Below are 26,165 nucleotides of genomic sequence, written 5' to 3'. Positions count from 1 at the left end.
TACTGGAGAGTACGGTGGGTTTGGCGCCGGGTGCGGACAGTGCCCGAACGGGCGGGGCGTTAGGGTCGGATCCATGGCCGATACCCCGCTTGACCTCACGCTGGACGCCGCGGAGCTCACCGCCCGGCTCGTCGACTTCCCCTCCGTCAGCGGCTCCGAGAAGGCGCTGGCGGACGCGATCGAGGGCGCGCTGCGCGCGCTGCCCCATCTCACGGTCGACCGGTTCGGCAACAACGTCGTGGCCCGCACGGACCTGGGCCGCGCCGAGCGCGTGATCCTGGCCGGCCACATCGACACGGTCCCCATCGCCGGCAACGTCCCCTCCCGGCTGGACGAGGACGGGGTCCTGTGGGGCTGCGGCACCTGCGACATGAAGGCGGGCGTCGCGGTGCAGCTGCGCATCGCGGCGACGGTCCCGTCCCCCAACCGCGACCTGACCTTCGTCTTCTACGACAACGAGGAGGTCGCCGCCGAGCTGAACGGTCTGAAGCACGTGGCCGAGGCGCACCCCGAGTGGCTGGAGGGCGACTTCGCGGTGCTCCTGGAGCCCTCCGACGGCCAGGTGGAGGGCGGCTGCCAGGGCACGCTGCGGGTGCTGCTGAGGACGACGGGGGAGCGGGCGCACTCGGCGCGCAGCTGGATGGGCGCCAACGCGATCCACGCGGCGGCGCCGATCCTGGCCCGCCTGGCCTCCTACGAGCCCCGCTACCCGGTCATCGACGGCCTGGAGTACCGGGAGGGCCTGAACGCGGTCGGCATCTCGGGCGGCGTGGCCGGCAACGTCATTCCCGACGAGTGCGTGGTGACCGTCAACTTCCGTTACGCCCCGGACCGCACGCCGGAGGAGGCCCTGGCCCACGTCCGGGAGGTGTTCGCGGACTGCGGGGTGGCGGAGTTCGTGGTGGACGACCACAGCGGCGGGGCCCTGCCCGGGCTGTCCCACCCGGCGGCGGCCGCCTTCATCGAGGCGGTCGGTGGCACGCCCCAGCCCAAGTACGGCTGGACGGACGTGTCCCGGTTCTCGGCGCTCGGCGTCCCGGCGGTCAACTACGGGCCGGGCAACCCGCACTTGGCGCACAAGCGTGACGAACGGGTGGAGGTGGCCAAGATCCTGGCGGGGGAGGAGCGCCTGCGCTCCTGGCTGACGAGCTGAGCCGCCGGACGCGCCTGACCTGCCTGATCGTGTTTACGGCGCTTCATGGCGGACATGCTCAGGTCCCCCTCACGTAACCCGCGTAGATCTACGCTGAGGCGGAAGTACTGGCACGACGGAGGGAGCGCACATGCCTACCGGCAACCCCGAGGGGAAGAAGCAGCCACCGGAGGAGCAGCGCCTGGGACCCGTCCTCCGGCGACGGGGCCAGGTCCAGGCGAGCACCACGGACCAGCGCCTGCTGGACGAGCGCGCCCCCACGGACTGGGTCCACACCGATCCCTGGCGGGTGCTGCGCATCCAGTCGGAGTTCATCGAGGGCTTCGGCACGCTCGCCGAACTCCCGCCCGCCATCAGCGTCTTCGGCTCCGCCCGCACGCCGGTGGACTCGGCGGAGTACGAGGCCGGCGTCCGCCTCGGCCGCGGCCTGGTGGAGGCGGGCTTCGCCGTCATCACGGGCGGCGGGCCCGGCGCGATGGAGGCGGCCAACAAGGGTGCCTGCGAGGCGAACGGCATCTCGGTCGGGCTCGGCATCGAGCTGCCCTTCGAGCAGGGGCTCAACCCCTATGTCGACATCGGCCTGAACTTCCGTTACTTCTTCGTCCGCAAGATGATGTTCGTGAAGTACGCGCAGGGCTTCGTGGTCCTGCCCGGCGGCCTCGGCACCCTCGACGAGCTCTTCGAGGCCCTCACCCTGGTGCAGACCCAGAAGGTGACCCGCTTCCCCATCGTCCTGTTCGGCTCCGACTACTGGGGCGGCCTGGTCGACTGGCTCCGCAACACCCTCGTCGCCCAGGGCAAGGCCGCGGAGAAGGACCTCCTCCTCTTCCACGTCACGGACGACATCGACGAGGCGGTGGCCCTGGTCTCCAAGGAAGCAGGCCGCTGACCGCCTCAGCAGGGACGGCGTCCCCTGCACCTGCGGGCAGCGAGCCCCCGAACCCTCGCGGGCACTGAAGCCCCCTGCCCCCCGGGCGGTGAGGCCCCTCCCCCGGGTACTGGCGCCCTGCGCCCCGCAGGAACCGCGTACTCAGCGCCCTCACAGGGTCCGCCAACGCGCCCTGCGGTCGGTGGGCTCGGGGGACCGGTCCCCGCAGGGTGATGCCGTCCCTGCTGTGGCGCAGGGACCAGTCTCCGTAGGGTGACGCCGTCCCCACTGGGGTGCAGGTGGTGCCGACCCTGCTGGGTGCCGGGTGTCCAGTGCCCGCGGGGGCAGGAGGGCCGATGCCACCGGGACAGGGGGCGCAGTTGCCGCCGGGCCAGGGGAGCCGGTCCCTGCGGGGTGCAGGGACGCAGTCCCGGTCAGGGGAGCCGGCCCCCGCGGGGTGCAGGGGACGCAGTCCCCGCCGGGGTCCAGGGGCTGCGCCCCTGGTGGGGTCGAAGGGGCGCAGCCCCTGGGGAAGGGAATGGGTAGGGGCGGCGGGGGCGAGGAAACCCTGCCCACCCCGCCGGGGCTACGACCGGCTCGCCCCGCCGGGGAACGCCCACCGCCCCACCGGGGCTACGCCAACCCCCGCCGCGCCACCGCCGGCGCCCGGTGGCCGGCGATCGACGCCACCATGTCCAGTACCTGCCGCGTCTCCGCCACCTCGTGCACGCGGTACACCTGAGCCCCCAGCCACGCCGACACAGCCGTCGTCGCCAGCGTCCCGAGCACCCGCTCCTTCACGGGCTTGTCCAGCGTCTCCCCGACGAAGTCCTTGTTGGACAGCGACACCAGCACCGGCCACCCGGTCTCCACCATCTCCCCGAGCCGCCGTGTCGCCTCCAGACTGTGCCGCGTGTTCTTCCCGAAGTCGTGCCCGGGATCGATCAGCACCGACTCCCGCGGCACCCCCAGCGCCACCGCCCGCTCGGCCAGCCCCAGCGTCACCCCCAGGATGTCGGCCATGACGTCGTCGTACGTCACCCGGTGCGGCCGCGTCCGCGGCTCCGCGCCGCCCGCGTGCGTGCACACCAGCCCCACCCCGTACCGCCCCGCGACCTCGGCGAGACCGGGGTCGACGCCACCCCACGCGTCGTTCAGCAGGTCCGCCCCGGCCTCGCACACGGCCTCGCCGACCTCACTGCGCCAGGTGTCCACACTGATCACGACGTCCGGGAACCGCCGCCGCACCTCCGCGACGAACCCCACCGTCCGCCGCGCCTCCTCCTCGGCCGTCACCTCCTCGCCGGGCCCGGCCTTCACCCCGCCGATGTCGATGATCGCGGCCCCCTCCGCCACCGCCTGCTCCACGCGCGCGAGCGCCGGTTCGTCGCGGAAGGTGGCCCCCTGGTCGTAGAAGGAGTCCGGGGTCCGGTTCACGATCGCCATGATCACCGGCTCGTGCGCCCCGAATTCGCGCCTGCCCAGCCTGAGCATCCCCTGTGACCTCTCCTCGTACGTACCGCTCACGTCCCGCTCTTCGGGCGCCTGCGACCCTAACTGTCAGACTCGCATGGCACGATCGGACCGACACACCCGACTCCGACCATGGGGGCCCCAGCGATGGTCATGTTCCTGTTCCTCGTCGTCGCGCTCGCCGTCGTGGTCGCCGCGGTGACCCTCGCCGTGGTCGGCGGCGGCGACAGCACCCCGCTGCCCGAGGCCGCCCCGGAGCGGCTGCAGGACTTCCTGCCCCCGGACCGCCCGGTGGGCCGCGCGGACGTGGAGAACCTCCGCTTCCCGCTCACCGTCCGCGGTTACCGCATGGCGGACGTCGACGACGCCCTCGGCCGGCTCGGCGCCGAACTCGCCGAGCGCGACGCGCGCATCGCCGACCTGGAGTCCGCGCTGGCGGGCGCCCGTTCCGCCGCCCGCCACGTCTCCACGGAGAAGCCCGAGCAGCGGGAGGAGGAGAAGTGAGCGCCGGAGAGCCCGTGGCCGGTCCGGACGGCGTGCTCCGCTGCCCCTGGGCCGTGTCCACCGCCGACTACGTGACGTACCACGACGAGGAGTGGGGCCGCCCGGTCCACGGCGACGACGCCCTGTACGAACGCCTCAGCCTGGAGGCCTTCCAGTCGGGGCTGTCCTGGATCACCATCCTGCGCCGCCGCCCCGGCTTCCGCGCCGCCTTCGCGGACTTCAAGATCGCCTCGGTGGCGGCCTTCACCGACGAGGACCGCGAGCGCCTGCTCGCCGACGCCGGCATCATCCGCAACCGCGCCAAGATCGACGCCACCCTCGCCAACGCGCGCGTGCTGGCCGGCTGGGACCCGGGTGAGCTGGACGAGCTGATCTGGTCCCACGCTCCGGACCCGGCCGGACGTCCGGTCCCCAAGACCCTCGCCGACGTCCCGGCCGTCACTCCCGAGTCCACGGCTCTGTCGAAGGCCCTGAAGAAGCGCGGCCTGCGCTTCGTGGGCCCCACGACGGCATACGCCCTGATGCAGGCGTGCGGCCTGGTCGACGACCACCTGGCAGGCTGCGCGGCACGACGCCCCCAAACCTGACCCGCCCGACCCCGACCCGGGCTCCGACCCCGACCCCGACCCGGGCTCCGGCCCCGACCCGGGCCCGACCCGGGCCCCGACCCCGGCCTGGGCCCCGACTCGGGCTCCGGACCCGGCCCTAGCCTCGGCTCCTGCTTCGGCCTCGGCTCCTGCTTCGGCCTCGGCTCCCGCTCCGGCCTCAGCCCCGGCTCCGAGCCCGGCCCTAGCCCCGGACCGGGCTCCGGCCCCGGCCCCGGCGCCGGGCCCGCCCGCGTCGGCACTCACCGGCCCAGAGCCCGGGCTCCGGGCCCGGTTCCGGCCTCGGCCTCGGCGCCGGGCCCGCCCGCGTCGGCACTCACCGGCCCAGAGCCCGGGCTCCGGGCCCGGTTCCGGCCTCGGCCTCGGCGCCGGGCCCGCCCGCGCCGGCACTCACCGGCCCGGAGCCCCGGCTCCGGGCTCGGCTCCGGTTCCGGCGGCCTCGGCCCCAGGCCCGCCCGCGCCGGTGCTCACCGGCCCAAATACCGGGGCTTCTCCTTTTCGACGAACGCCCGCACCGCGATCGCGTGGTCCTCGGAGGAGCCCGCACGTGACTGCAGCTCGTCCTCCTTCTCCAGCGTCTCGGACAGGGGGTGCGTCAGCCCGTACGCCACGGACTCCTTGATCGCCGCGTACGCCACCGTCGGCCCCTGGGCCAGCGCCCGCGCCGTCTGCTCCGCCTCGCCCCGCAGATCGGCGGCCGGCACGACCCGGCCCGCGATGCCCAGCTCGTACGCCTCCTGCGCGCCGATGCTGCGCGGGAAGAGCAGCAGGTCCGCCGCGCGGCCCGGGCCGACGACGCGGGGCAGCGTCCAGGAGATGCCCGAGTCGGCGGTCAGCGCGACGCCGGCGAACGACGTGTTGAAGGACGCCGTGTCCGCGACGATCCGGTAGTCCGCCGCGAGCGCGAACCCGAACCCCGCCCCGGCCGCCACCCCGTTCACGGCGGCGACCACCGGCTTGGGCGCCTCGGCCAGCGCCCGGACGATCGGGTTGTAGTGCTCGCGCACCGTGCTCATGGTCCGCCCCGCGCCCGTCTCCCGGTCGGCGGCGAGCAGACCGATGTGCTCCTTCAGGTCCTGGCCGACGCAGAACGCCCGCTCCCCGGCGGCGGTCAGCAGCACCGCCCGGACGGCGTCGTCCGTCGCCGCGGACCGCACCGCGTCCCGGAGCGCGACCTTGGTCTCGGTGTTCAGCGCGTTCATCGCCTCCGGGCGGTTCAGCGTGATCGTCGCGAGCCCGTCGCTCACCTCGTAGAGCACGGTGTCGGCCATGGGTATCCCCTCCGTGTCGCGGCTGGGGGACGTACCCGGCGGTACGCCCCGTGTCTGCAGCACAGCATGACGGAGATCACCGACAGCGGACCGCTCGGGAGATGTGACCTGCGTCAAAGAGTTCCGGTCCATAGCCATTCGGCGGAAGTGAGTGCGGGCGCGAAGTATCGCAGCTCCGTCGCCGAATTGAGTGGTTTTGCTCGCGCGCGTTGCCCAAGCGATGCCGACCGATGTTGGTCATCGGGTCCTGCCATGCGGGATAATGGCTGGGAAGCAATGTGTTCGATGCCGGTGTCGTGCGTCCATGCCGGACCGCGCGTGCCCTCAAGGGCCGTCGGCTTTGACGGTGAGCTGGTATCAGGAAGGGGAACGAGCATGGCGGCCATGAAGCCGCGGACGGGCGATGGCCCGCTCGAGGTGACCAAGGAGGGGCGGGGCATCGTCATGCGCGTTCCGCTCGAAGGCGGCGGTCGACTCGTCGTCGAGCTGACCCCTGACGAGGCCGACGCGCTCGGCGACGCCCTCAAGAAGGTCGTCGGCTGACGCGCAAGCGACCATACCCGTTCAGTCGCCCCGGTGCCCACGCGGTGCCGGGGCGACTGTGCTGTACGGGCGCTACCGCTTCACCGCGCACAGCAGGCCGTCGCCCGCCGGCAGCAGCGACGGCACCAGCTCCTGACTCTCCCGCACCGCCCGCAGCAGCTCCCGCAGTCGCAGCACCTCGGTGGGCTGCGGTCCGGAGTCGACCGTCCGGCCGGCGGCGAAGACGCCCTCGAAGACGACCAGCCCTCCGGGGCGCAGCAGGCGCAACGATTCGGCGAGGTAGTCCGGGTACTCCAGCCGGTCGCCGTCGCAGAAGACGAGGTCGTAGCCGGCGTCCGCCAGCCGGGGCAGCACGTCCAGGGCGCGGCCCGGGATGAAGCGGGCCCGGTTGCTGGCGAAGCCCGCGGCCCGGAAGGCCTGGCGGGCGAACTGCTGGTGCTCCGGCTCGGGGTCGACCGTGGTCAGCACGCCGTCCGGGCGCATGCCCTGCAGCAGATGGATCCCGGAGACCCCGCAGCCGGTGCCGATCTCCGCGACCGCCTTGGCGTCCACGGCGGCGGCGAGCAGTCCCAGCGCGGAGCCCGTGCCGGGCGTCACCGAGCGCAGGCCCGCCTCACGGGCCCGGTCGCGCGCCCAGCGCAGCGCGTCGTCCTCGGCGACATAGGCGTCGGCGAACGCCCAGCTCGTCTGCCGGTTGCCGGTAATGACCCTCTCCTGTCCCCGTCGTTGCCTCGGCGTGACTGTATCCGTTGGCGTCGGGAACCCGCTGATGGGACCGGTCGTTTGGAGAGGTGATGGAGAGGCCGTGGCTGCGACGGGGGCAGCGGATGGACAGGAACGCCGAGCAACTGCTGACGCAGTCGTACGAGCTCAGATCAAATTCTCGTAAAACCGCTTATCCGGAGCTAACGGGCGAGGTGGCTATGGTAGGGGCTCCACTGGACACCACCAGAGCCGACAGGGGAGGTGCGGCCGCACCCGTGGATCGGGGAGGAGTGCTCCGGCGCTTCCTCGGATCGGCGGCCAGGCCGAAATCCGTGAACGACACCGCTGCTGACCACAGCCCCGCCGACGGCCCCGCCGCGGGCCGCGCCCAGACCGCGACCTTCTCCACCGACGCGGACGGGCAGGCGTGGACTCCGCCCACCTGGGAGGAGATCGTCAGCACGCACAGCGGCCGGGTGTACCGGCTCGCCTACCGCCTCACGGGCAACCAGCACGACGCCGAGGACCTCACCCAGGAGGTCTTCGTCCGCGTCTTCCGCTCCCTGTCGACCTACACGCCGGGGACCTTCGAGGGCTGGCTGCACCGCATCACCACCAACCTCTTCCTGGACATGGTGCGCCGCAAGCAGCGCATCCGGTTCGACGCACTCGGCGAGGACGCGGCCGAGCGGCTGCCCAGCAAGGAGCCCACCCCGCAGCAGGTCTTCCACGACGCGCACTTCGACGCCGACGTCCAGCAGGCGCTGGACACCCTCGCGCCCGAGTTCCGCGCCGCCGTCGTCCTGTGCGACATCGAGGGGCTGTCGTACGAGGAGATCGCCGCGACCCTCGGCGTCAAGCTCGGCACGGTCCGCTCCCGCATCCACCGCGGCCGCTCCCAGCTGCGCAAGGCCCTCGCGCACCGCTCGCCCCAGGCGCGCGCCGAGCGCCGCTCCTTCGCGGCTCGTGTTCCCGCACTGGGAGGAGGGGGCGCGAGCGCGTGAGCGAGTCACGGCCGAAATCCGAGGGACACCTCGCAGAGCAGCACCTGGGAGACCGACTCTCCGCCCTGGTGGACGGAGAGCTCGGTCATGACGCGCGGGAGCGCGTACTGGCGCACCTGGCCACCTGTCCGAAGTGCAAGGCGGAGGTGGACGCACAGCGCCGGCTGAAGAGCGTCTTCGCGGAAGCCGCCCCGCCCGCCCCCTCCGAGAGCTTCCTGGCCCGCCTCCAGGGGCTTCCCGGGGGAGGTGACACCGACGGTGCCCCGCCGCTGGGCGGCGGGGCATTCTCCGACGGACTCCCCGGCCGGTTCGGGGCCTCCGGAGTCTTCGGGACGAAGCGGGACGAGCGCTTCGAGTTCGGCTACGTCCCCGCCCGGCCGCACTCCGCCGTACTCCAGCCCTCCTCACCCAACCGGGGCTTCCGGATCCATGACGTGGGGCGGCACGACTCGGAGCGGTCGGCCTCGCGCGGACTGAGGTTCGCGTTCGCCGCCGCCGGAGCGGTGTCGCTGGCCGCCATCGCACTGGGCGGCGTCACCGTTGGCGCTCCGGACACCAGCACGGAGGCCCGCGGCGGTTCCGGGTCCGGCAGCAACGTCACGCCGATGCGCAGCCAGGGCACGGGAGCGACCACGGTCCCCGAGTCCCAGCGCCGCCGCTCGGCGGGGCCCCTCCTCGGACAGGCCCAGGGCCAGCGGTCGCTCGGTGACACACCGGTGGCCCCGACGGTGGTCTCGGCGCCGCTGCTGCCGGGGGTGCAGTCCTCCGGGGCGGGCAGCGGGGAGCAGCACGCCCTGAGCGCGCTGACGACGCCCGTGATGGCCGGTGCCGCGGCCATGTCCCCGCTGATACGTCCGCTCGACGCCGTGCCGCCGCTCGCCCTGACCGCCTGGTCGTCGGTCCCCGAGGTCGGGCTGCCGGGCCTGCTACCCGTGCCCGTCCCCGACCCGGCTTCGTCCACCTCGGCGTCTCCCACCGCCTCCTCCCGCCCGGCATCCTGACCGGGATCTGCGCGTCGGCCCGCGAACCTGATTGAATCCGCCCTGATTGAATCCGGCCCGCGTCCGGAGCCTTTCGAGTCGACGATCTGCGGTCACCGCCGACGAGCCGTGCCGCGGCCAGCTGTGGGGAGAACATGAACGAGGGGAAGCCCACGAAGGCGAAGTGGTGGGGTCGCCCGCGCGGAGCGGCACCGGCGGACGCGGACGCGCCCGACGGCGACTTCGAGTTGGAACGCCCCCGGTCCGCCGCCGACGGCGACGGCGACTTCGAGCTGGAGCGCCCCGCACCGGCCCGAGGAACCGACGAGAGCGACCACCAAGGCGACTACGAACTGCACCGCCCGGCACCGCAGACGGCTGTACCCGCGGAGACGGCCGCGCCCGCGGAGACCGCTGCGCCTGCGGAGGTGGCTGCGCCTGCGGAGGTGGCTCCGCCTGTGGAGGCGGCTGCGCCCGCCGAGGCGGCTGCGCCCGCGGAGACCGTTACGCGCGCCGAGACCGGTGCCGAAGGGGTGGCCCACGGCGCCGGGGCGGCCGGTGCCGCTGCCGGTGACGCGGCGACGGCGTCCGTCCAGCCGCCCGCCGCTCCCACCGCTCCCGCCGACGAGCGTCCCCGGCCCCTGCACGACCCCGACCCGTACGGCACCCCGCCCTACGGCGAGCCGGGCCCCTGGGCCCCCGCGCCGCCGGTCCAGCACCCGGCGGCGACCCCGGCCCACGGCACGGTCGCGCCGGCGGCTCAGGTGCCCCCGATGCCCCCGGCCCCCGCAGCCCCCGCGGCGACGGCACCCGGCGCGCCCGTCGCTCCGGCAGCGGCGGCGCCCATGCCATCGGAGCCCGGCGCCCCCGTGGCCGCCCCTCCGGCCGACGCCGTACCGTCCCCCGCCCCCGCCGACCCCTGGCGGCGCTACGACCCCTGGGCGGCTTCGGCCCCCGCCGAACCCCTCCAGCAGAACGGGGCGGCCGTCGCCACCCGGGAGCAGCGGCGCAGACGGGCCAAGAAGGTGCTCGTCGGCGGCGCCCTGCTGATCGCCCTGGTCTCCGGAGGCATCGGCGGCGCCGTCGGTGCGTACCTGGAGCGCAACGGCGGCGTGGGCACGGTCGAACTGCCGCAGGCCGGCGAAGAGCCCGCCGGCCGGGCCCCGGACAGCGTCGCCGGGATCGCCGCCAGGGCCCTGCCCGGCGTGGTGACACTGCACGTCAGCGGCAGCGACGCCGCCGGCACCGGCACCGGGTTCGTACTCGACGACCGCGGCCACATCCTGACGAACAACCACGTCGTGGAGCCCGCCGGAAGCGGCGGCGAGATATCCGTCACCTTCAACAGCGGCGACACCGCCGAGGCCACGGTCGTCGGCCGGGACAGCGGGTACGACCTCGCCGTGGTGAAGGTGAGCGGCGTGCGGGGCCTCACCCCCATGCCCCTCGGCAACTCCGACAACGTGCAGGTGGGCGACCCCGTCGTCGCCATCGGCGCCCCCTTCGACCTGGCGGGCACGGTCACCTCCGGCATCATCAGCGCCAAGGAACGGCCCATCACGGCGGGCGGCGAGGAGGGCGACGGCAGCGACGTGAGCTACGTCGACGCGCTGCAGACCGACGCGCCCATCAACCCCGGCAACTCCGGCGGGCCGCTCCTCGACTCCCGTGGCCGGGTCATCGGCATCAACTCCGCGATCCGGTCCGCCGACGGCGGCGGCGCCGAGCCGGAGGGCGGCCAGTCCGGCTCGATAGGCCTCGGCTTCGCCATCCCGATCAACCAGGGCAAGCGCGTCGCCGAGGAGCTGATCAGCACGGGCAAGGCCACCCACCCGGTCATCGGCATCACGCTCGACATGAACTACACCGGAGACGGCGCCCGCGTCGGCACCAAGGGCAGCGACGGCGGCCCCGCGGTCACCGCGGGCGGCCCCGGCGACCAGGCCGGCATCCGGGCGGGCGACGTGATCACCGAGGTCGACGGGCAGCGCGTGCACTCCGGCGAGGAACTCATCGTCAAGACCCGCTCCCACCGCCCCGGCGACCGGCTGGAACTGACACTCCGGCGCGACGGCCGGGAGACGAAGGTCTCACTGGTGCTGGGCTCCTCCGACGGCGACTGACCGCACGTACAGGCCCCCGCAAGGCACCAGGAAGGCAAACAGTCCGGAAAGCGACCGCATACACGCATTCGGAGGTCACGGGACGGTACCGGTCTGCCGGGATCGGCGGGTACCGTGGATCCGGCCCGGACATCCCAAGGAGCTTCAGGTGTTCAATGACATAGGACCACTCGAGCTGGTGACTCTCGTCGTTCTCGCCGTGCTCGTCTTCGGTCCGGACAAGCTCCCCAAGGTCATCCAGGACGTGATGCGGACGGTCCGGAAGATCCGGGAGTTCTCGGAGAGCGCCAAGCAGGACATCCGGGAGGAGCTGGGACCCGAGTTCAAGGACTTCGAGTTCGAGGACCTCAACCCCAAGACCTTCATCCGCAAGCAGCTGGACAACGACGAGCTGGGGCTGAAGGAGATCCGCAACGGCTTCGACCTGAAGAAGGAGATGGCCGAGGTCACCGACGCGGTGCACGGCCGTGACTCCGAGTCGGCGTCGTCGTCCTCCGGTTCCACGGCTTCGGCGGGTTCCTCCGGCGGTCGCGTCGACATGTCCAAGAAGCCCGACATGTCCAAGAAGTCCGAGAACGCCGCTCACGACGACCGTCCGCCCTTCGACGCGGACGCCACCTGAGCCCGGCCCGGGGTGCCGTCGCGACGGGGCGGCCGCCCCGTCGTCGTACGTGACGCGTTTCATACTCCGGCCCGGTCGCGCACGGCCCGAACGCGACGCCGGTGCGACCCACGCGCCGGGCGCTTTCCGTGCTGCCCGTAGCGGGGTGGCTATGCTGCCGAGTTGTTGCGCGGACCGGACGAGTACGCCCGAAGGGGGGCGGGCCGTTCCGGTCCGACGAGAGCGAGGAGGCGTCCGGGCACATGGAGACGACGAGTCGGGCAGTCGCGCAGGCGTCGGCCGCGGAGGGCGGACAACAGGCCCTCTCCGCACGGCGCGCGGTCGACGGCTACCTGCGTGCGCCCTTCCCGTGGTACGGCCTCGACGAGGCGTTCACGGGACGGCGCTGGCTGATGCAGGTCGGCACGGCGGCCGACGGGGCCGTGGAACACGGCTCGGTGGGGCACGGTGACGAACCGTCCGTGCGCAACGAGCACGTGGCGGGCGACGAGCAGGACGCCAAGGAGAAGTTCGCCGTCGTCGTGACCGTCGCGGCCAATCCCGTACGGCGCAGCGCGGACGGCACGGGCGTGCTGGAGGCGACGTCGGTGTCGTCGGCGGCCTGGCTCGCCGGGGTGGGGCTGCTGTCCTTCACCTGGCCCGGCCAGATGGACCACTCCCTGCGCGACGACTGGCTGGAGCAGCAGACCGAGACCGCGTGGGTCCTCGCCGACGACCTCGACGGGGAGGACTGGTCGACGCTGTCGCTCCCCGTGGACGGCGTGCCGACGTCCTTCCACTACCGGGAGTCCGAGTTCGGCTGGGTGCTCGCCGGCTCCACCGAGCAGGGCGTCCATCTGGGCGCGTACGGCCGGGGCATGAGCGCGTACGGACTGGGCTTCGCCGTGGTCAAGGACATCGAGGCGTACGACTAGCCGTCGTACGCCTCGATGTCCGGCCGTCGTACGACGCGGGGCGCCGTCCGCTGGGACAGCGCCCCGGTTCCGTGCGGCGGCTCAGAACTTGTTGCGCGGCGTGATGCCCAGCGACAGGCCCGACAGGCCGCGCTGGCGCCCGCCCAGCTTGCCCGCGATGGACCGCAGGGCCGCGCCCGCCGGGGAGTCCGGGTCGGTCAGGACGACCGGCTTGCCCTCGTCGCCGCCCTCGCGCAGGCGGACGTCGATCGGGATGGAGCCGAGGACCGGGACCGAGGCACCGGTCGTGCGGGTGAGGCCGTCGGCGACCAACTGGCCGCCGCCCGTGCCGAAGACGTCGACCATCTCGCCGCAGTGCGGGCAGGGCAGGCCGGACATGTTCTCGACCACGCCGACGATCTTCTGGTGGGTCTGGACGGCGATGGCACCCGCCCGCTCGGCCACCTCGGCCGCCGCCTGCTGAGGCGTCGTCACGACCAGGATCTCGGCGTTCGGGACCAACTGGGCCACGGAGATGGCGATGTCGCCCGTGCCGGGCGGCAGGTCGAGCAGCAGGACGTCCAGGTCGCCCCAGTACACGTCCGCCAGGAACTGCTGGAGGGCGCGGTGCAGCATCGGGCCGCGCCAGACGACCGGGGCGTTGCCCGGGGTGAACATGCCGATGGAGATGACCTTCACCCCGTTGGCGGAAGGCGGCATGATCATGTTCTCGACCTGGGTGGGACGCCCGTCGGCGCCCAGCATGCGCGGCACGGAGTGGCCGTAGATGTCGGCGTCGACGACACCGACCTTCAGGCCGTCGGCCGCCATCGCCGCCGCCAGGTTGACCGTCACCGAGGACTTGCCGACGCCGCCCTTGCCGGAGGCGACCGCGTAGACGCGGGTGAGGTTGCCCGGCTTGGCGAAGGGGACCTCGCGCTCGGCCTGGCCGCCGCGCAGGGCGGAGGCCAGCTCGCGGCGCTGCTCGTCGCTCATGACGTCCAGCGTGACGTCGACGCGGGTGACGCCGTCGACCCGGGAGACCGCCTCGGTCACGCGCTGCGTGATGGTGTCCCGCATGGGGCAGCCCGAGACCGTCAGGTAGACGGTGACCGCGACCGCTCCGTCCGCGCCGATCTCCACCGATTTGACCATCCCGAGCTCGGTGATGGGCCGGTTGATCTCGGGGTCGTTCACCGTCGCCAGTGCTTCGCGCACCGCGTCTTCCGTAGCCATAGAGACGATGGTACGGCGCCGCCCACCGGGCTCGGAAAGCCCCGTCAGCGGTCGTGTACGTCACGCCCCGCGGAACGATCTGCTGGGAATACACCGTGGACGGGACGGTGGCCGTTCTGCCGCTCCTCCAGCTCCTTGATCGCGTCCTGCAGTTCGGAGCGGATCCAGTCCCTCGTCGCGACCTCCCCGAGCCCGATGCGCAGGGCGGCGATCTCGCGGGTCAGGTACTCGGTGTCGGCGATCGACCGCTCGTTCTGCTTGCGGTCCTGCTCCAGGTTGACCCGGTCGCGGTCGTCCTGCCGGTTCTGCGCGAGCAGGATCAGCGGGGCCGCGTAGGAGGCCTGGAGGGACAGTGCCAGCGTCAGGAAGATGAACGGGTACTCGTCGAACCGCAGGTCACGGGGGACGGACACGTTCCACAGCACCCAGACGATGATGACGACCGTCATCCAGACGAGGAAGCGCCCGGTGCCGATGAAGCGGGCGATCCGCTCCGACAGCCGTCCGAAGGCGTCCGGGTCCCACTCGGGCAGGAACCGGCGGCGCGGCGGGCGGGGCTGGTCCAGGCGGGCACCGCGGAGACGGGTGGCCGCCGTGGCCCCGGACGCCACCCGCTCGCGGGTCGCCGTGTCACGCTCAGGTGCCATCGGCACGCACCTCCTCGGCCGTCCCGGCCGTCTCGTCGAGGTGGTATTCGGTCTCCCGCCAGTCGTCGGGCAGCATGTGGTCCAGTACGTCGTCCACGGTGATCGCGCCCAGCAGCGACCCGGACTCGTCGACGACGGGCGCCGCGACCATGTCGTAGGCGGCGAAGAACCCGGCGACCACGGGCAGGGCGGCGTCCGGGTCCAGGGGCTGCAGGGCGTCGTCGAGGATCGAGCCGACCAGGGTGTACGGGGGGTCGCGCAGCAGGCGCTGGAAGTGGACCGTGCCCAGGTACTTGCCGGTCGGGGTCTCCTCCGGCGGGCGGCAGACGTAGATCTGGGCCGCGTGGGCCGGCGACAGGTCGGGGTTCCGGATGCGGGCGAGGGCGTCCGCGACGGTCGCGTCGGGCCGCAGCACGATCGGCTCGGTCGTCATCAGACCGCCCGCCGTGTGCTCCTCGTACGCCATCAGCCGCCGCATGTCGGCCGCGTCGGACGGCTTCATCAGGCTCAGCAGCCGTTCCTTGTCCGCCTCCGGCAGCTCGCCGAGCAGGTCGGCGGCGTCGTCGGGGTCCATGGCCTCCAGGACGTCGGCGGCGCGCTCCTCGGCCAGCTTGCCGAGGATCTCGATCTGGTCGTCCTCGGGCAGCTCCTCCAGTACGTCGGCGAGGCGGTCGTCGTCGAGGGCGGCGGCGACCTCGGCGCGGCGCTTGGCGGTCAGGTGGTGCAGGACGTTGGCGAGGTCGACGGGCCTCAGCTGCTCGAAGGTGGCGAGCAGGGTCTCGGCGCCCTGTCCCTGCTCCTCCAGCGAGAAGCCGGTGACGCCGGACCACTCCACGGTCAGTGTCTCGCCCTTGCTGCGGCGGAAGGCGCCGCCCTTGCGGCCCTTGCGGACGAACACGCGGTCGATCTCCCAGTCCCGGCGGGCCGGCAACTGCTGCACGGCCAGATCGAGGACGGTGACCTCCTCGCCCGTCTCGACCAGCCTGACCCGCCGGTCGAGCAGCTCGCCGAAGACGAGACGCTCGGTGGGCCGCTGCTGGAACCGCCGGACGTTGAGCACGCCGGTGGTGATGACCTGCCCGGACTCGATGCCGGTGACCCGCGTCATGGGCAGGAAGATCCGGCGGCGGGTGGCCAGCTCGACGACCAGGCCGAGCAGCCGCGGGGGCTTGCTGCCGACACGGAGCATGACGACCAGATCGCGGACACGCCCCACCTGGTCGCCGGCCGGGTCGAAGACGGCGATGCCGGCGAGGTGCGAGACGAAGATCCGGGGGGCGCCCGCTGCCATGGCCGCGGCTCCTTTTCGTCATGGTTCGGAAGGCGTGTTTCGTACGGTGTCTCTTTTCCGAATTGCCCGCTCGGATGGCCTTCAGGCTAGCCCGTCCCGAAGGCGTCCGCCCGGACGGCCGGTCCGGACGGACTGGCTCCGCCCGCCGTCCACGGCCCCGGTACGCTGCGGTACGCCGCTTTGGACCTCCGTCAGAAAGGCAGCCCCACCTGTGACTGCGACTCCCCGGCGCCGAACCCGCAGGGCCGCTCTGGTGGGCGCGGTGTGCGCCCTGGCCGTGGCGGGGACGGGGCTGACGGGATGCGGTGGCGAGGACCCGGACGCGGGCACCAACGGGGTCGGGAAACTCCCGCCGGACAAGATCCAGGCCAAGGCCCGGACGGCCGCCGAGTCCGCGCAGGCGGTGCGCCTGCACGGGACCGTGGCCGCCGGCGGGAGCACGTACACACTCGACATGCAGCTCAAGGCCGACGGCGGCACCGGGTCGGTCGACGCCGAGGGGACGACGTTCCGGCTGCTCAGGGTCGGCGAACAGCTCTTCCTCAAGGCCGACGCCGGGTTCTGGAGCCACGACGGCGGCGACGCGGCCGCCGCCGGCAAGCTCGCCGGCAAGTACGTGAAGGTGCCGCCGGGCGACCCGGCGTACAAGAAGTTCAGCGGCTTCACCGACAAGGACGTCCTGCTCGACGGACTGCTGACCCTGCACGGCACGGTGGAGGCCGACGGCCGGCACGAGCAGGCGGGCGTCCGCACCGTCCGCATCACCGGCGACAAGGGCGCCGGCGGCTCGCTGGACGTCTCCCTGGAGGGCACGGCGTACCCGCTGCGCCTGGTGCGGGCGGGCAGCGCGGGCACGCTCAGCTTCTCCGACTGGAACAAGGACTTCCCGCTGAAGGAGCCGGCGAAGGGCGAGACCCTGGACTACGGCAAGCAGCTGCCGACGTCGTAGGGCGCCCCGGCTACCGGCGCCGGCGCCGCTTGAGCAGCAGGCGCGGCAGCCCCGCCGGGACCGGCTCGCGCGTGGTCGCCGGGGTCGGCAGCGGTGCCTCGGCCAGCGAACCGTCCGGCAGCGGCGCCGTCGCCCCCGTCGGCTCCAGGCGCAGCACCCGGCACTCGCGGGCCCAGCGCTCGGTCATCGCCTCGCCGTCCGGGGCGTTCAGCCGCTTGCCCTTGAGGTCGGCGACCGCGGCCTGCCACGCCTCCGATCCGGACGGCAGCTCCACGACCCGCGCCGTCCAGGAGACCAGCCGGCCCCCCTTGTCCTTGCTGCGCACCGTCACCTCGGCCGTGGTCCCGTCGGCCAGGCCCGGCAGCGGCTGCTCGCCCGGCCCGTCGCCGACGACGCAGGCGGCGCCCTCGTGCCAGACGTGCCACAGGGCACGCGCCGGGACCCCGGGCCCCTTGACCCAGATGAGGCCGGACTTCTTCGTGGCCTCCTCGACGAGGGCCTGGTCGAGCAGCTCGCGTGTCATACGGCCAGCCTATCCAGGCCGGCTCACAGCCAGCCGTTGCGCTTGAGCGTGCGGTGGATGCCCAGGCAGATGGCCACGGTGACGCCGATGACCAGCGGGTACCCGTACTTCCAGCGCAGTTCGGGCATGTGGTCGAAGTTCATGCCGTACACCCCGCACACCATCGTCGGCACGGCGATGATGGCGGCCCACGAGGTGATCTTGCGCATGTCCTCGTTCTGCGCGACGGACGCCTGGGCGAGGTTGGCCTGGAGGATGGAGTTCAGCAGCTCGTCGAAGCCGATGACCTGCTCCTGGACCCGGGCCACGTGGTCGGCGACGTCCCGGAAGTACTTCTGGATCTCCGGGTCGATCAGCCGCATCGGCCGCTCGCTGAGCAGCTGCATGGGCCGCAGCAGCGGCGACACCGCCCGCTTGAACTCCAGGACCTCGCGCTTGAGTTGGTAGATGCGGCCGGCGTCCGTGCCCCGCGGGGTGCCCTTGCGGCCCGGCGAGAACACCTCCGTCTCGACCTCGTCGATGTCGTCCTGCACGGCGTCGGCGACCGCGATGTAGCCGTCCACCACGTGGTCCGCGATGGCGTGCAGCACCGCCGAGGGGCCCTTGACCAGCAGTTCGGGGTCGTCCTGGAGGCGGTGGCGCAGCGCGCGCAGCGAGCCCTGCCCGCCGTGCCGGACGGTGATGAAGAAGTCCCGCCCGGTGAAGCACATGACCTCGCCGGTCTCGACGACCTCGCTGTTGGCGGTCAGCTCGGCGTGCTCGACGTAGTGGACGGTCTTGAAGACCGTGAACAGGGAGTCGTCGTAGCGCTCCAGCTTGGGCCGCTGGTGGGCCTGGACGGCGTCCTCCACGGCCAGCGGGTGCAGCCCGAACTCGCGGGCGATACCGGCGAATTCGCCCTCGGTGGGTTCGTGCAGTCCGATCCACACGAAGCCGCCGTCACGGCGCACCTGACGCATGGCCTCGTGCGGGCTCAGCGGGGCGTCGGTCTCGATGCGGCGGCCGTCCCGGTAGACGGCGCAGTCGACGACGGCGGAGGCGGTCGCCGGGTCGCGGGTGGTGTCGTAGGTGCCCCCGTCCTTGCGCAGTGAGACGCGGGACGGGCGGACCGCGGCGCGCAGGTCACGGATCATCGACATGGCAGGCTCCTTCGCGACGTGCAGCGAACGGCGCCGGCGACGGGTGGAACTACCCGGAATGAGGACGTCCTGGCTACGCGTGTTTGGCGCGTCCACAAAGCGGGGAGCACCGCACCGTCGCGGTGGCGGGTTTCGCTGCTGATTCAGCTGCTGATGCGGACGAGGCGATCAGGCAGATCAGGCAGTACGAGAACGAAGTGCTCTTCCGTGTGAAGGCGCGCAGGCGATGGGAGGCGGCAGCAGGCAGAGCCGGAGCAGCTGCATCAGCGGCCGGAAGAGCGGGTAATACTGCACGGTCGACTTCGGTCCATGACAGCCCCACCTCCTCCGGCCGGTCCCTCGTGAGGGACGATCCATTCCCCTGTTTACAGGGGTTCCCCGTAGGGGAGTGTTCGTAGCGTCGGGGCCTGATCCAGACGCTTCTGCGTGCTGCCCCGAACCGCCGATCCAGAGTATCAGCCGACCGGCGTGTCAAGGTGCCGCTTTGCCGGGTACTGACGAGTTCTATGCTCGCCGCATGGCTGATGTTCTCCCTCTCGTCGAGGCCCGGTTGCGCAGCGCGCTGGGCGAACCGGACGCGCGCGCCGCGGTCACCTTCCTCGGCACCGACCGCATCGAGGTGCTGCGCTTCCGCGGCGGCGGCCCGGAGGGCGACATCGTCCGCTACGCCACGCTCGGCATGTCCGCGCAGCCCATGGCGGACCCGACGGCGGTACTGGCCGACCCGGTCAAGGGCCCCCGCGCCGAGCTGGTCCTCTCCGTCCGCGCCGGCCTCGCCGACACCGACAAGGTGCTCCGTCCGCTCGCCGTGCTCGCCGCGTCCCCGCAGGTGGAGGGTGTCGTCGTGGCCCCCGGGGCGTCCCTGGACGTCGGTGAACCGCTGTGGCCCGGCGCCCCGTTCACCTCGGTCCTGGTCGCCGAGCCGGGCGGGCTGGTCGAGGACCTTGAACTCGACGCGCCGCTGGACCCCGTACGGTTCCTGCCGCTGCTTCCCATGACGGCGAACGAGGCCGCCTGGAAGCGGGTGCACGGCGCCCCGGCGCTCCAGGAGCGCTGGCTGACGCACGGCACGGACCTGCGGGACCCGTCCCGCAGGTCCGTGCCGCTCGACTGAGCCCCGGACGTGACGGATATCACCAACGTCGGCCTCCGGGGTGTCAGTTGGCGAACGCCGACACCCCGTCCTCGGTGGCGTGCCTCGGCTCCAGCTCCTCCGCCTCGTGCGTGAGCGCCCGGCGCCGTACGACGACCACCGCCGCGCCCAGCACCGCGGTGACCGCGGCGACGACGAAGGGGATGTGGATGTCGGTCCACTCCTCGATCTTCGGCGCGAAGTAGGGGGCGGCCGCCGCCGCGAACCAGCGCACGAAGTTGTAGCCCGCGCTCGCCACCGGACGGGGCGCGTCGGAGACCCCGAGCGCCAGCTCCGTGTAGACGGTGTTGTTCACGCCGATGAAGGCACCGGACAGGATCGTGCAGACGATCGCGGTGGTGTGGTCGCCGTAGCCGAGCACCAGCACGTCGGCCGCGAGCAGCACCAGCGAACCGCCGAGCACCTTCAGGGAGCCGAACCGCGCCTGCATCCGCGGTGCCACGATCACCGAGAAGACGGCGAGCAGCACGCCCCAGGCGAAGAACACGGCGCCCGACTTGTACGGGGTCATGTTCAGCACGAACGGCGTGAAGGCCAGCACGGTGAAGAACGTGTAGTTGTAGAAGAACGCCGAGACCGCCGCCGAGGCCAGGCCACCGTGGCCGAGCGCCCTGACCGGGTCCAGCAGCGAGGTCTTGCGGGCCGGCTTCGGCTGCTCCTTGAGGAACGCCGTGATGCACAGGAAGCCGACCGCCATCAGGAAGGCGGTGCCGAAGAACGGGTAGCGCCAGCTGGCGTCGCCGAGCAGTGCGCCCAGCAGCGGTCCGCAGGCCATGCCGAGGCCGAGGGCGGACTCGTACAGCAGGATGGCCGCGGCGCTGCCGCCGGCCGCCGCGCCGACGATGACCGCCAGCGCCGTGGAGACGAACAGCGCGTTGCCCAGGCCCCAGCCGGCCCGGTAGCCGACGAGCTGGCCGACGGTGCCGGAGGTGCCCGCCAGGCCCGCGAAGACCACGACGAAGGCGAGACCGAGCAGCAGGGTCTTGCGCCCGCCGATGCGGCTGGAGACGAAGCCGGTGACCAGCATCGCCACCGCGGTGATGAGGAAGTACGAGGTGAAGAGCAGGGAGACCTGGCTCGCGCTCGCGTCCAGGCCCTTGGCGATGGACGGCAGGATCGGGTCGACGAGCCCGATGCCCATGAAGGCGACCACGGACGCGCCGGCGGTCGCCCACACGGCCTTGGGCTGTCGCAGGATGCCGCCCGCCCCCGCATCGAAGGGGTCCATGCGTTTCTCCAATCCCGGCGGAGATGGCTGACAGATGGTTGGTATATGCACATAGTAAGTTAGCTGAGCTAATTACTGCAACATACATCTAGTTCCCGCTGGTCAGCCGCTCCGCCCGGATGGGTGATCGTCCTTGACGTGGCGCAGAAGGGGTAGGACCGTGGGGCCCTATGAGGGGCGAACCCAGTTGCCCGAAGTGTGGTGGCCGGGTCAGGGCTCCCGGCCTCTTCGCCGATTCCTGGCAGTGCGATGTGCACGGCACCGTGTATCCGCTGCAGCCTGTGATACCGCCCAGCGTCGAGGCGCTCGGTGTCGTGGTGCACCGGACGCAGGTGCCGGTCTGGATGCCGTGGCCGCTGCCGGTGGGCTGGCTGTTCACCGGCGTGGCCTGCGCGGGTGACGACCGCAGCGGCGGCCGGGCCACGGCCGTGGCGTGCTCCGGGCCCGGCCCGCTCGGCGGTGTCGGCGAGCTGATCCTGGTGGCCGAGGAGCTCGGCGTGGGCCTCGGCGCGCGGTACGCGGGCATCGACGCCCCCGACCCGGGGCCGTACATGGACGTCGAGAAGCCGCCCCAGGCCAAGGTCCTGGCCGCCGGCCGGCCCACCCCGCTCTGGCACGTCTCCGGCGCCCCCGTCGACCGCGCGGTCTTCGCGGGGGAGGCGTTCGGGATGTGGCTGTGGGCCGTCGTCTGGCCCGAGCAGACGGGGATGCTCATGTACGACGAGCTGGTGCTGACCGACCTGCGGGACGCGGGCGCCGAGGTGGACCTCGTGCCGTGCGGGGCGCTGTCGCCGCGGCTGATCCAGCCGTAGGGCGTCCGCCGGCCGGGGGCTGCGGCGGGCGCGAGGTGGTTCGCCGGCCGGGGTCCGGGCCGGTGCGAGGCGGTCCGTCGGCCGGGGTCTGGGCGGGCGTAGGGGGCGCAGGGCCTGTGCGGGTGTGACAGGCAGGGCCGGGATTCCGGTTATCCTTGAGCGTCCCCGTCCGTCCCGTCATGCCTGGAGTCAGCGTCGTGCGCATCGATCTGCACACCCACTCCACCGCGTCCGACGGCACGGACACCCCGGCCGAGCTGGTGCGCAAGGCCGCCGCGGCCGGACTGGACGTCGTCGCGCTGACCGACCACGACACCACCCGCGGGCACGCCGAGGCCGTCGCCGCGCTGCCCGAGGGACTCACGCTGGTCACCGGCGCCGAGCTGTCCTGCCGGATCGACGGTGTCAGCATGCACATGCTGGCCTACCTCTTCGATCCCGAGGAGCCGGCGTTGCTCGCCGAGCGGGAGCTGGTCCGCGACGACCGCGTGCCGCGGGCCAGGGGGATGATCGAGAAGCTCAACGCGCTGGGCGTGCCCGTCACCTGGGAGCAGGTCGCGCGGATCGCGGGCGACGGATCGGTCGGGCGTCCGCACGTGGCCTCGGCCCTCGTCGAACTCGACGTCGTGCCCACCGTGGGTGACGCCTTCACCAAGGACTGGCTGGCCGACGGCGGCCGGGCCTACGTGGAGAAGCACGAGACCGACCCCTTCGAGGCCATCCGGCTGATCAAGGGCGCCGGCGGAGTCGCGGTGTTCGCGCATCCGGCCGCCGTCAAGCGGGGCCGTACGGTGCCGGAGTCCACGATCGCCGAGCTGGCCGCCGCCGGACTCGACGGCATCGAGGTCGACCACATGGACCACGACGCGGACACGCGGACGCGGCTGCGGGGGATCGCCGGGGAGCTGGACCTCCTGGTGACCGGTTCCAGCGACTACCACGGCAGCCGGAAGACCTGTGTGCTCGGCGAGTACACGACGGACCCCGAGGTGTACGGGGAGATCACGCGTCGCGCGTTCGGGGCCTTCCCCGTGCCGGGGGCCGGCGGAGCCTGAGGCGCCCCCGCTCCGCCCCGCCTGGGGCGCGGCTCCCTGCCCGGGGGCGGCTCCCCGCCCGTTCACTTTCGTACCTCCCGCAAGGCCAGTAGCTCACCCATGTTCGACATCGCCGTCTTCGGCTCTCTGTTTCTGACCCTTTTTGTCATCATGGATCCCCCTGGGATCACTCCGATCTTCCTCGCCCTGACCGCCGGCCGGCCCGCCAAGGTGCAGCGCCGGATGGCCTTCCAGGCGGTCTGCGTCGCCGGCGGTGTGATCACCGTTTTCGGTGTGCTCGGCCACCAGATCCTGAACTACCTGCACGTGTCCGTGCCCGCGCTGATGATCGCGGGTGGTCTGCTGCTCCTGCTGATCGCACTGGACCTGCTCACCGGCAAGACCGACGAGCCGAAGCAGACCAAGGACGTCAACGTCGCGCTCGTCCCGCTGGGCATGCCGCTGCTCGCCGGCCCGGGCGCGATCGTCTCGGTCATCCTGGCCGTGCAGAAGGCCGACAGCGTGACCACACAGGTGTCCGTGTGGTCGGCGATCCTCGCCATCCACGTGGTGCTGTGGCTCGTGATGCGGTACTCGCTGCTGATCATCCGGGTCATCAAGGACGGCGGCGTGGTCCTGGTGACCCGGCTCGCGGGCATGATGCTCTCCGCGATCGCCGTTCAGCAGATCATCAACGGCGTCACCCAGGTGATCCAGGGCGCATGAGCAGAGCCCCCGTACGTCACCGGTTTCTCCGGTTGCGTACGGGGGCTCTCAAGCGTATGTAGAGGGCTCCGCGGTTACGAGGCCGAGGTGTCGGCCGGGCGGATCCACAGCCGCTGCCCGATGGCGGCGGCCTGCTGAACGATACGGTTGACGGAGGCGGCGTCCACGACGGTGGTGTCCACGGGCGTGCCGTCGACGTCGTCGAGTCGCATGATTTCGAAGCGCATGGGCTTCTCCCTTCGTCTGGTCATCCTCCTGAGGAGAACTACTTGATGGATGGCCACGGGCCGTCGGTGTCCCGTGTTCCATGAGTAGTCAACGACCTGCGTGTTACAAACATTCCCTACGCTAAAGAAATTTTTCGAACGACTAATTACTAACCGGTAAGTTTCCTCTGGTGTATCCATACAGGACTGAACGGGACCGGTTGTGTTCACAGCGTGACCGCCGGGACAATGGAGGTGATGAACGACGACCTCGCGTCCGTGAACGCCCGCATCGACCGCGTCAACGAACTCCTGCAGCGCATGCTCGCCGAGGTGGCGAAGACGCCCTCGACCCATGCGATCTTCGTGGACGCCGGGTACCTCTACGCGGCGGCGGGCCGGCTGGTCGCCGGGACCGAGGACCGCCGGGCCTTCGACCTGGACGCCGAGGGGCTGATCGAGGCGCTCATCGACAGGGCCCGCTCCATCTTCGCGGACAGCCGGCTGCTGCGGGTCTACTGGTACGACGGCGCCCGGCGCCGCATCCACACCGCGGAGCAGCAGTCCATCGCCGAGCTGCCGGACGTCAAGGTCCGCCTCGGCAACCTCAACGCCAACAACCAGCAGAAGGGCGTCGACTCCCTGATCAGGACCGACCTGGAGTCACTGGCCCGGCACCGCGCCATCAGCGACGCCGCGCTGCTCGGCGGTGACGAGGACCTGGTGTCGGCGGTCGAGGCGGCCCAGGGCTACGGCGCCCGCGTCCACCTGTGGGGCGTAGAGGCACCGGAGGGCCGCAACCAGGCCGACCCGCTGCTCTGGGAGGTCGACAGCCAGCGCACCTTCGACCTGGAATTCTTCAAGCCGTACGTCTCCCGGCGCACGGCTCACGCCCACGAGACGACCGGCGTGGCCCGGCCGGGCCGCGAGGACGTCCGTTTCGTCGGTGCCCAGATCGCGGCGAAGTGGCTGGCCTCCCGGGGCCGGCAGTCGCTGGTGGAACTGCTTCCCGGCCACCCCTACCTTCCCGGCTCGGTGGACCAGGACCTGCTCGTGGAGGCCGAGGGCCTGCTGCAGTACTCGCTGCGCGGCCAGGCCGACCTGCGGCGGGCGCTGCGGGACGGCTTCTGGGAGCACCTGCAGGCGCAGTACTAGCCGGCCGCGTCGGGCCGGCCGGGGACGCCGTCCCAGAAGTCGGCGAGGGCACGGGCGGTCGGCAGCGGCCGGTCCGTGTTGGGGGAGTGCTCGGCGCCCATGACGACCGTACGGTGCGCGCCCAGCCGTACGGCCATCTCGTCCAGGAGGGGCACGGGCCAGGTGTCGTCGTAGGCGCCGGAGACCACGTGGAACGGCAGCGGCACGGCGGCGAGTTCGGTGACCCGGTCCGGCTCCGTGCACAACTGACAGCCGGTGGCCCGCAGTTGGGCGGGCGTGGTGCCCAGCCAGCGCTGCCGCAGCCGCTCCTGGTCGCCGAGGCCGCGCGTGGGGCCGCCGACCTCCTCGGGCGGGCCCATGGTCTGCATGACCTCCCAGACCTCCGCCATCGTCATCGTGTCGAGTGCCTCCCGCAGCAGTTTCACGCGCTGCTGCTGGGAGACGGAGATCTGCGCCGGGCCCGAGGACATCAGCGTGAGGGAGACGAAGGGGGAGCTGTCCAGCAGCACGGCGGCGCGGGCGATCTGACCGCCGAGCGAGTGTCCGAGCAGGTGCACGGGCTCACCGAGGGCCGCCGTCTGCGCGAGCACGTCCCGGGCCAGCTCCGCCTGCGCGTAGACGGACTCGTCGTCCTGCGGGCCGTCGGACTCGTACTGCCCCCGGCCGTCCACGGCGACGGTCCGGTACCCGCGCGCCGCGAGCGGCTCATGCAGCAGCGTGAAGTCCTCCTTGCTCCCCGTGAACCCGGGCAGCAGCAGCGCGACCCCCTTCGGCTCGGCACCGTCGGCCGCGGGCGAGTCCACGACGGCGAACTCGCCGCGCGCGGTGCGCAGCCGGTACGCGCGTGCGTCGGGGGGCGGGGTGAAGGAGGCGTTCGTGCTCACGGGCAGAGGCTATCGGGCGCGGCGGGATCCGCCGGGCGGCCGGGCCCGTGACAACGCCGCCGGCCCGGTCCCACACGGGGTGGGACCGGGCCGGCGGGCGGGTCGGCGGCACCTCAAGGTGCCGGTCGGTGCCGGTCGGAGCAGGCCGGGATCAGCCCTCGGCGGACTCCGCCGCGGACTGCGGCGCGGCGGCCGCGGCCTTGCGGGTGCGGCGAGCCCTGGGCTTCGCCTCGGCCGCGTCGGCGGCCTCCCCGGTCACCTCGGCGGCCGCCGTGGCCTTACGGGTCCGTCGCCTGGGCGCGGCCTCCGGCTCCTGCGTGGCCTGCGCCGGGATGTCGGCGGTGGCCTCGGTGGGCTCGGCGGCCTTGCGGGTGCGGCGGCGGGGCTTGGCCTCGGTGCCTTCGGCGGTGTCGGCGGCCGTCTCGGCCTTGGCGACGG

General features: G+C 72.4%; 27 protein-coding genes and 1 pseudogene. 16 read left to right on the top strand and 12 right to left on the bottom strand.

Features of this window, described 5'->3' with window-relative positions:
• Positions 1-73 precede the first annotated feature (73 nt).
• Together dapE and H0H10_RS08765 are read left to right on the top strand one after the other, a co-directional pair.
• Entirely contained in the window at positions 74-1,153 is a 1,080-nt protein-coding gene (gene dapE, locus H0H10_RS08770; RefSeq protein ID WP_188180292.1) for a succinyl-diaminopimelate desuccinylase, read from the top strand.
• Between the two features lie 130 nt (positions 1,154-1,283).
• The gene (locus H0H10_RS08765) at positions 1,284-2,042 is read left to right on the top strand and encodes an LOG family protein (protein ID WP_188180291.1); all 759 of its coding nucleotides are present in this window, start codon (positions 1,284-1,286) and stop codon (positions 2,040-2,042) included.
• Between the two features lie 612 nt (positions 2,043-2,654).
• Here H0H10_RS08765 and folP read toward each other — a convergent pair.
• Positions 2,655-3,515, bottom strand: a complete 861-nt coding sequence (gene folP / locus H0H10_RS08760) for a dihydropteroate synthase (RefSeq protein ID WP_188180317.1) — start codon at positions 3,513-3,515, stop codon at positions 2,655-2,657.
• A gap of 126 nt (positions 3,516-3,641) precedes the next feature.
• On the opposite strand from folP, the gene H0H10_RS08755 reads away from it, so the two are divergent.
• Together H0H10_RS08755 and H0H10_RS08750 are read left to right on the top strand one after the other, a co-directional pair.
• Entirely contained in the window at positions 3,642-3,998 is a 357-nt protein-coding gene (locus tag H0H10_RS08755; RefSeq protein WP_188180316.1) for a DivIVA domain-containing protein, read from the top strand.
• The gene (locus tag H0H10_RS08750) at positions 3,995-4,585 is read left to right on the top strand and encodes a DNA-3-methyladenine glycosylase I (RefSeq protein ID WP_188180290.1); all 591 of its coding nucleotides are present in this window, start codon (positions 3,995-3,997) and stop codon (positions 4,583-4,585) included. The genes H0H10_RS08755 and H0H10_RS08750 overlap by 4 nt, the downstream gene beginning before the upstream one ends.
• Before the next feature lie 485 nt (positions 4,586-5,070).
• Here the strand turns inward: H0H10_RS08750 and chcB are convergent, their stop codons facing one another.
• Entirely contained in the window at positions 5,071-5,880 is an 810-nt protein-coding gene (gene chcB, locus H0H10_RS08745) for a 2-cyclohexenylcarbonyl CoA isomerase (RefSeq protein WP_507227368.1), read from the bottom strand.
• 369 nt (positions 5,881-6,249) lie between these two features.
• On the opposite strand from chcB, the gene H0H10_RS08740 reads away from it, so the two are divergent.
• Positions 6,250-6,417 (top strand): DUF3117 domain-containing protein, encoded by a 168-nt coding sequence (locus H0H10_RS08740; RefSeq protein ID WP_003966491.1) that lies wholly within the window; start codon positions 6,250-6,252, stop codon positions 6,415-6,417.
• 72 nt (positions 6,418-6,489) lie between these two features.
• Here the strand turns inward: H0H10_RS08740 and H0H10_RS08735 are convergent, their stop codons facing one another.
• Complete coding sequence (locus H0H10_RS08735; RefSeq protein ID WP_309141752.1) at positions 6,490-7,188, bottom strand: O-methyltransferase; 699 nt, start codon at positions 7,186-7,188, stop codon at positions 6,490-6,492.
• 266 nt (positions 7,189-7,454) lie between these two features.
• On the opposite strand from H0H10_RS08735, the gene sigE reads away from it, so the two are divergent.
• From sigE to H0H10_RS08710, 5 genes are all read left to right on the top strand, one after another.
• Complete coding sequence (gene sigE / locus H0H10_RS08730; RefSeq protein ID WP_188180288.1) at positions 7,455-8,126, top strand: RNA polymerase sigma factor SigE; 672 nt, start codon at positions 7,455-7,457, stop codon at positions 8,124-8,126.
• Complete coding sequence (locus H0H10_RS08725) at positions 8,123-9,127, top strand: anti-sigma factor family protein (protein WP_188180287.1); 1,005 nt, start codon at positions 8,123-8,125, stop codon at positions 9,125-9,127. The genes sigE and H0H10_RS08725 overlap by 4 nt, the downstream gene beginning before the upstream one ends.
• Positions 9,128-9,261: 134 nt before the next feature.
• Positions 9,262-11,229: a S1C family serine protease gene (locus H0H10_RS08720; RefSeq protein WP_188180286.1), complete on the top strand. Its 1,968-nt coding sequence runs from the start codon at positions 9,262-9,264 to the stop codon at positions 11,227-11,229.
• 148 nt (positions 11,230-11,377) lie between these two features.
• Positions 11,378-11,851 (top strand): sec-independent translocase, encoded by a 474-nt coding sequence (locus tag H0H10_RS08715; RefSeq protein ID WP_188180285.1) that lies wholly within the window; start codon positions 11,378-11,380, stop codon positions 11,849-11,851.
• A 242-nt stretch (positions 11,852-12,093) separates the two neighbouring features.
• On the top strand, positions 12,094-12,765 hold the full coding sequence (locus H0H10_RS08710) for a hypothetical protein (RefSeq protein WP_188180284.1): 672 nt from the start codon (positions 12,094-12,096) through the stop codon (positions 12,763-12,765).
• 81 nt (positions 12,766-12,846) lie between these two features.
• Here the strand turns inward: H0H10_RS08710 and H0H10_RS08705 are convergent, their stop codons facing one another.
• Genes H0H10_RS08705 through H0H10_RS08695 form a run of 3 tightly spaced genes read right to left on the bottom strand, consistent with a single transcriptional unit; the run spans position 12,847 to position 15,918 of the window.
• Complete coding sequence (locus tag H0H10_RS08705) at positions 12,847-13,980, bottom strand: Mrp/NBP35 family ATP-binding protein (protein WP_188180283.1); 1,134 nt, start codon at positions 13,978-13,980, stop codon at positions 12,847-12,849.
• Positions 13,981-14,024: 44 nt separating this feature from the next.
• Positions 14,025-14,627, bottom strand: a complete 603-nt coding sequence (locus H0H10_RS08700; protein ID WP_188180282.1) for a DUF1003 domain-containing protein — start codon at positions 14,625-14,627, stop codon at positions 14,025-14,027.
• Entirely contained in the window at positions 14,617-15,918 is a 1,302-nt protein-coding gene (locus H0H10_RS08695) for a magnesium transporter MgtE N-terminal domain-containing protein (RefSeq protein ID WP_188180281.1), read from the bottom strand. Before H0H10_RS08695 ends, H0H10_RS08700 begins: the two co-directional genes overlap by 11 nt.
• Before the next feature lie 211 nt (positions 15,919-16,129).
• On the opposite strand from H0H10_RS08695, the gene H0H10_RS08690 reads away from it, so the two are divergent.
• Positions 16,130-16,867: a hypothetical protein gene (locus H0H10_RS08690; RefSeq protein WP_188180280.1), complete on the top strand. Its 738-nt coding sequence runs from the start codon at positions 16,130-16,132 to the stop codon at positions 16,865-16,867.
• A gap of 10 nt (positions 16,868-16,877) precedes the next feature.
• On the opposite strand, the gene H0H10_RS08685 is transcribed toward H0H10_RS08690, so the two are convergent.
• Positions 16,878-17,390, bottom strand: a complete 513-nt coding sequence (locus H0H10_RS08685) for a hypothetical protein (RefSeq protein ID WP_188180279.1) — start codon at positions 17,388-17,390, stop codon at positions 16,878-16,880.
• Between the two features lie 23 nt (positions 17,391-17,413).
• The gene (locus H0H10_RS08680) at positions 17,414-18,529 is read right to left on the bottom strand and encodes a magnesium and cobalt transport protein CorA (RefSeq protein WP_188180278.1); all 1,116 of its coding nucleotides are present in this window, start codon (positions 18,527-18,529) and stop codon (positions 17,414-17,416) included.
• A 517-nt stretch (positions 18,530-19,046) separates the two neighbouring features.
• Between H0H10_RS08680 and H0H10_RS08675 the strand changes: the two genes are divergently transcribed.
• Positions 19,047-19,643 (top strand): suppressor of fused domain protein, encoded by a 597-nt coding sequence (locus H0H10_RS08675; RefSeq protein ID WP_188180277.1) that lies wholly within the window; start codon positions 19,047-19,049, stop codon positions 19,641-19,643.
• Between the two features lie 43 nt (positions 19,644-19,686).
• Here the strand turns inward: H0H10_RS08675 and H0H10_RS08670 are convergent, their stop codons facing one another.
• Positions 19,687-20,910 (bottom strand): MFS transporter, encoded by a 1,224-nt coding sequence (locus H0H10_RS08670; protein ID WP_188180276.1) that lies wholly within the window; start codon positions 20,908-20,910, stop codon positions 19,687-19,689.
• A gap of 170 nt (positions 20,911-21,080) precedes the next feature.
• On the opposite strand from H0H10_RS08670, the gene H0H10_RS08665 reads away from it, so the two are divergent.
• The 3 genes from H0H10_RS08665 to H0H10_RS08655 all read left to right on the top strand — a co-directional run bounded on the left by H0H10_RS08665 (position 21,081) and on the right by H0H10_RS08655 (position 23,482).
• Positions 21,081-21,722: a DUF6758 family protein gene (locus H0H10_RS08665; RefSeq protein WP_188180275.1), complete on the top strand. Its 642-nt coding sequence runs from the start codon at positions 21,081-21,083 to the stop codon at positions 21,720-21,722.
• Positions 21,723-21,919: 197 nt separating this feature from the next.
• On the top strand, positions 21,920-22,777 hold the full coding sequence (locus H0H10_RS08660; protein WP_188180314.1) for a PHP domain-containing protein: 858 nt from the start codon (positions 21,920-21,922) through the stop codon (positions 22,775-22,777).
• A 99-nt stretch (positions 22,778-22,876) separates the two neighbouring features.
• On the top strand, positions 22,877-23,482 hold the full coding sequence (locus tag H0H10_RS08655; protein WP_188180274.1) for a MarC family protein: 606 nt from the start codon (positions 22,877-22,879) through the stop codon (positions 23,480-23,482).
• Between the two features lie 74 nt (positions 23,483-23,556).
• On the opposite strand, the gene H0H10_RS08650 is transcribed toward H0H10_RS08655, so the two are convergent.
• On the bottom strand, positions 23,557-23,709 hold the full coding sequence (locus tag H0H10_RS08650) for a DUF8834 family protein (RefSeq protein ID WP_129801357.1): 153 nt from the start codon (positions 23,707-23,709) through the stop codon (positions 23,557-23,559).
• 237 nt (positions 23,710-23,946) lie between these two features.
• On the opposite strand from H0H10_RS08650, the gene H0H10_RS08645 reads away from it, so the two are divergent.
• Complete coding sequence (locus H0H10_RS08645; RefSeq protein WP_188180273.1) at positions 23,947-24,843, top strand: NYN domain-containing protein; 897 nt, start codon at positions 23,947-23,949, stop codon at positions 24,841-24,843.
• Here the strand turns inward: H0H10_RS08645 and H0H10_RS08640 are convergent.
• A complete protein-coding gene (locus tag H0H10_RS08640) occupies positions 24,840-25,727 on the bottom strand; it encodes an alpha/beta fold hydrolase (RefSeq protein WP_188180272.1) in 888 nt (295 codons plus the stop codon). The two genes, H0H10_RS08645 and H0H10_RS08640, sit on opposite strands and share 4 nt — an antisense overlap.
• A 151-nt stretch (positions 25,728-25,878) precedes the next feature.
• Positions 25,879-26,165, bottom strand: a pseudogene (locus H0H10_RS08635) (DEAD/DEAH box helicase); the annotation flags it as partial.

This window comes from Streptomyces griseicoloratus, assembly GCF_014534645.1.
In the GTDB taxonomy this organism is placed as follows: Bacteria; Actinomycetota; Actinomycetes; order Streptomycetales; family Streptomycetaceae; genus Streptomyces; species Streptomyces griseicoloratus.
Note: the sequence above shows the minus strand (reverse complement) of the source record. Positions and strands in the feature narration are given on the sequence as shown.

Bases quoted from the DNA above. Each gene is read 5' to 3' on its own strand.
- H0H10_RS08700 (WP_188180282.1), bottom strand. From the start codon at position 14,627: ATGGCACCTGAGCGTGACACGGCGACCCGCGAGCGGGTGGCGTCCGGG.
- H0H10_RS08695 (WP_188180281.1), bottom strand. From the start codon at position 15,918: ATGGCAGCGGGCGCCCCCCGGATCTTCGTCTCGCACCTCGCCGGCATC.
- H0H10_RS08665 (WP_188180275.1), top strand. From the start codon at position 21,081: ATGAGGGGCGAACCCAGTTGCCCGAAGTGTGGTGGCCGGGTCAGGGCT.
- H0H10_RS08670 (WP_188180276.1), bottom strand. From the start codon at position 20,910: ATGGACCCCTTCGATGCGGGGGCGGGCGGCATCCTGCGACAGCCCAAG.
- H0H10_RS08720 (WP_188180286.1), top strand. From the start codon at position 9,262: ATGAACGAGGGGAAGCCCACGAAGGCGAAGTGGTGGGGTCGCCCGCGC.
- H0H10_RS08685 (WP_188180279.1), bottom strand. From the start codon at position 17,390: ATGACACGCGAGCTGCTCGACCAGGCCCTCGTCGAGGAGGCCACGAAG.
- folP (WP_188180317.1), bottom strand. From the start codon at position 3,515: ATGCTCAGGCTGGGCAGGCGCGAATTCGGGGCGCACGAGCCGGTGATC.
- H0H10_RS08675 (WP_188180277.1), top strand. From the start codon at position 19,047: ATGGCTGATGTTCTCCCTCTCGTCGAGGCCCGGTTGCGCAGCGCGCTG.
- H0H10_RS08645 (WP_188180273.1), top strand. From the start codon at position 23,947: ATGAACGACGACCTCGCGTCCGTGAACGCCCGCATCGACCGCGTCAAC.
- H0H10_RS08710 (WP_188180284.1), top strand. From the start codon at position 12,094: ATGGAGACGACGAGTCGGGCAGTCGCGCAGGCGTCGGCCGCGGAGGGC.
- H0H10_RS08765 (WP_188180291.1), top strand. From the start codon at position 1,284: ATGCCTACCGGCAACCCCGAGGGGAAGAAGCAGCCACCGGAGGAGCAG.
- H0H10_RS08705 (WP_188180283.1), bottom strand. From the start codon at position 13,980: ATGGCTACGGAAGACGCGGTGCGCGAAGCACTGGCGACGGTGAACGAC.
- dapE (WP_188180292.1), top strand. From the start codon at position 74: ATGGCCGATACCCCGCTTGACCTCACGCTGGACGCCGCGGAGCTCACC.
- H0H10_RS08755 (WP_188180316.1), top strand. From the start codon at position 3,642: ATGGTCATGTTCCTGTTCCTCGTCGTCGCGCTCGCCGTCGTGGTCGCC.
- H0H10_RS08655 (WP_188180274.1), top strand. From the start codon at position 22,877: ATGTTCGACATCGCCGTCTTCGGCTCTCTGTTTCTGACCCTTTTTGTC.
- H0H10_RS08740 (WP_003966491.1), top strand. From the start codon at position 6,250: ATGGCGGCCATGAAGCCGCGGACGGGCGATGGCCCGCTCGAGGTGACC.
- H0H10_RS08650 (WP_129801357.1), bottom strand. From the start codon at position 23,709: ATGCGCTTCGAAATCATGCGACTCGACGACGTCGACGGCACGCCCGTG.
- H0H10_RS08680 (WP_188180278.1), bottom strand. From the start codon at position 18,529: ATGTCGATGATCCGTGACCTGCGCGCCGCGGTCCGCCCGTCCCGCGTC.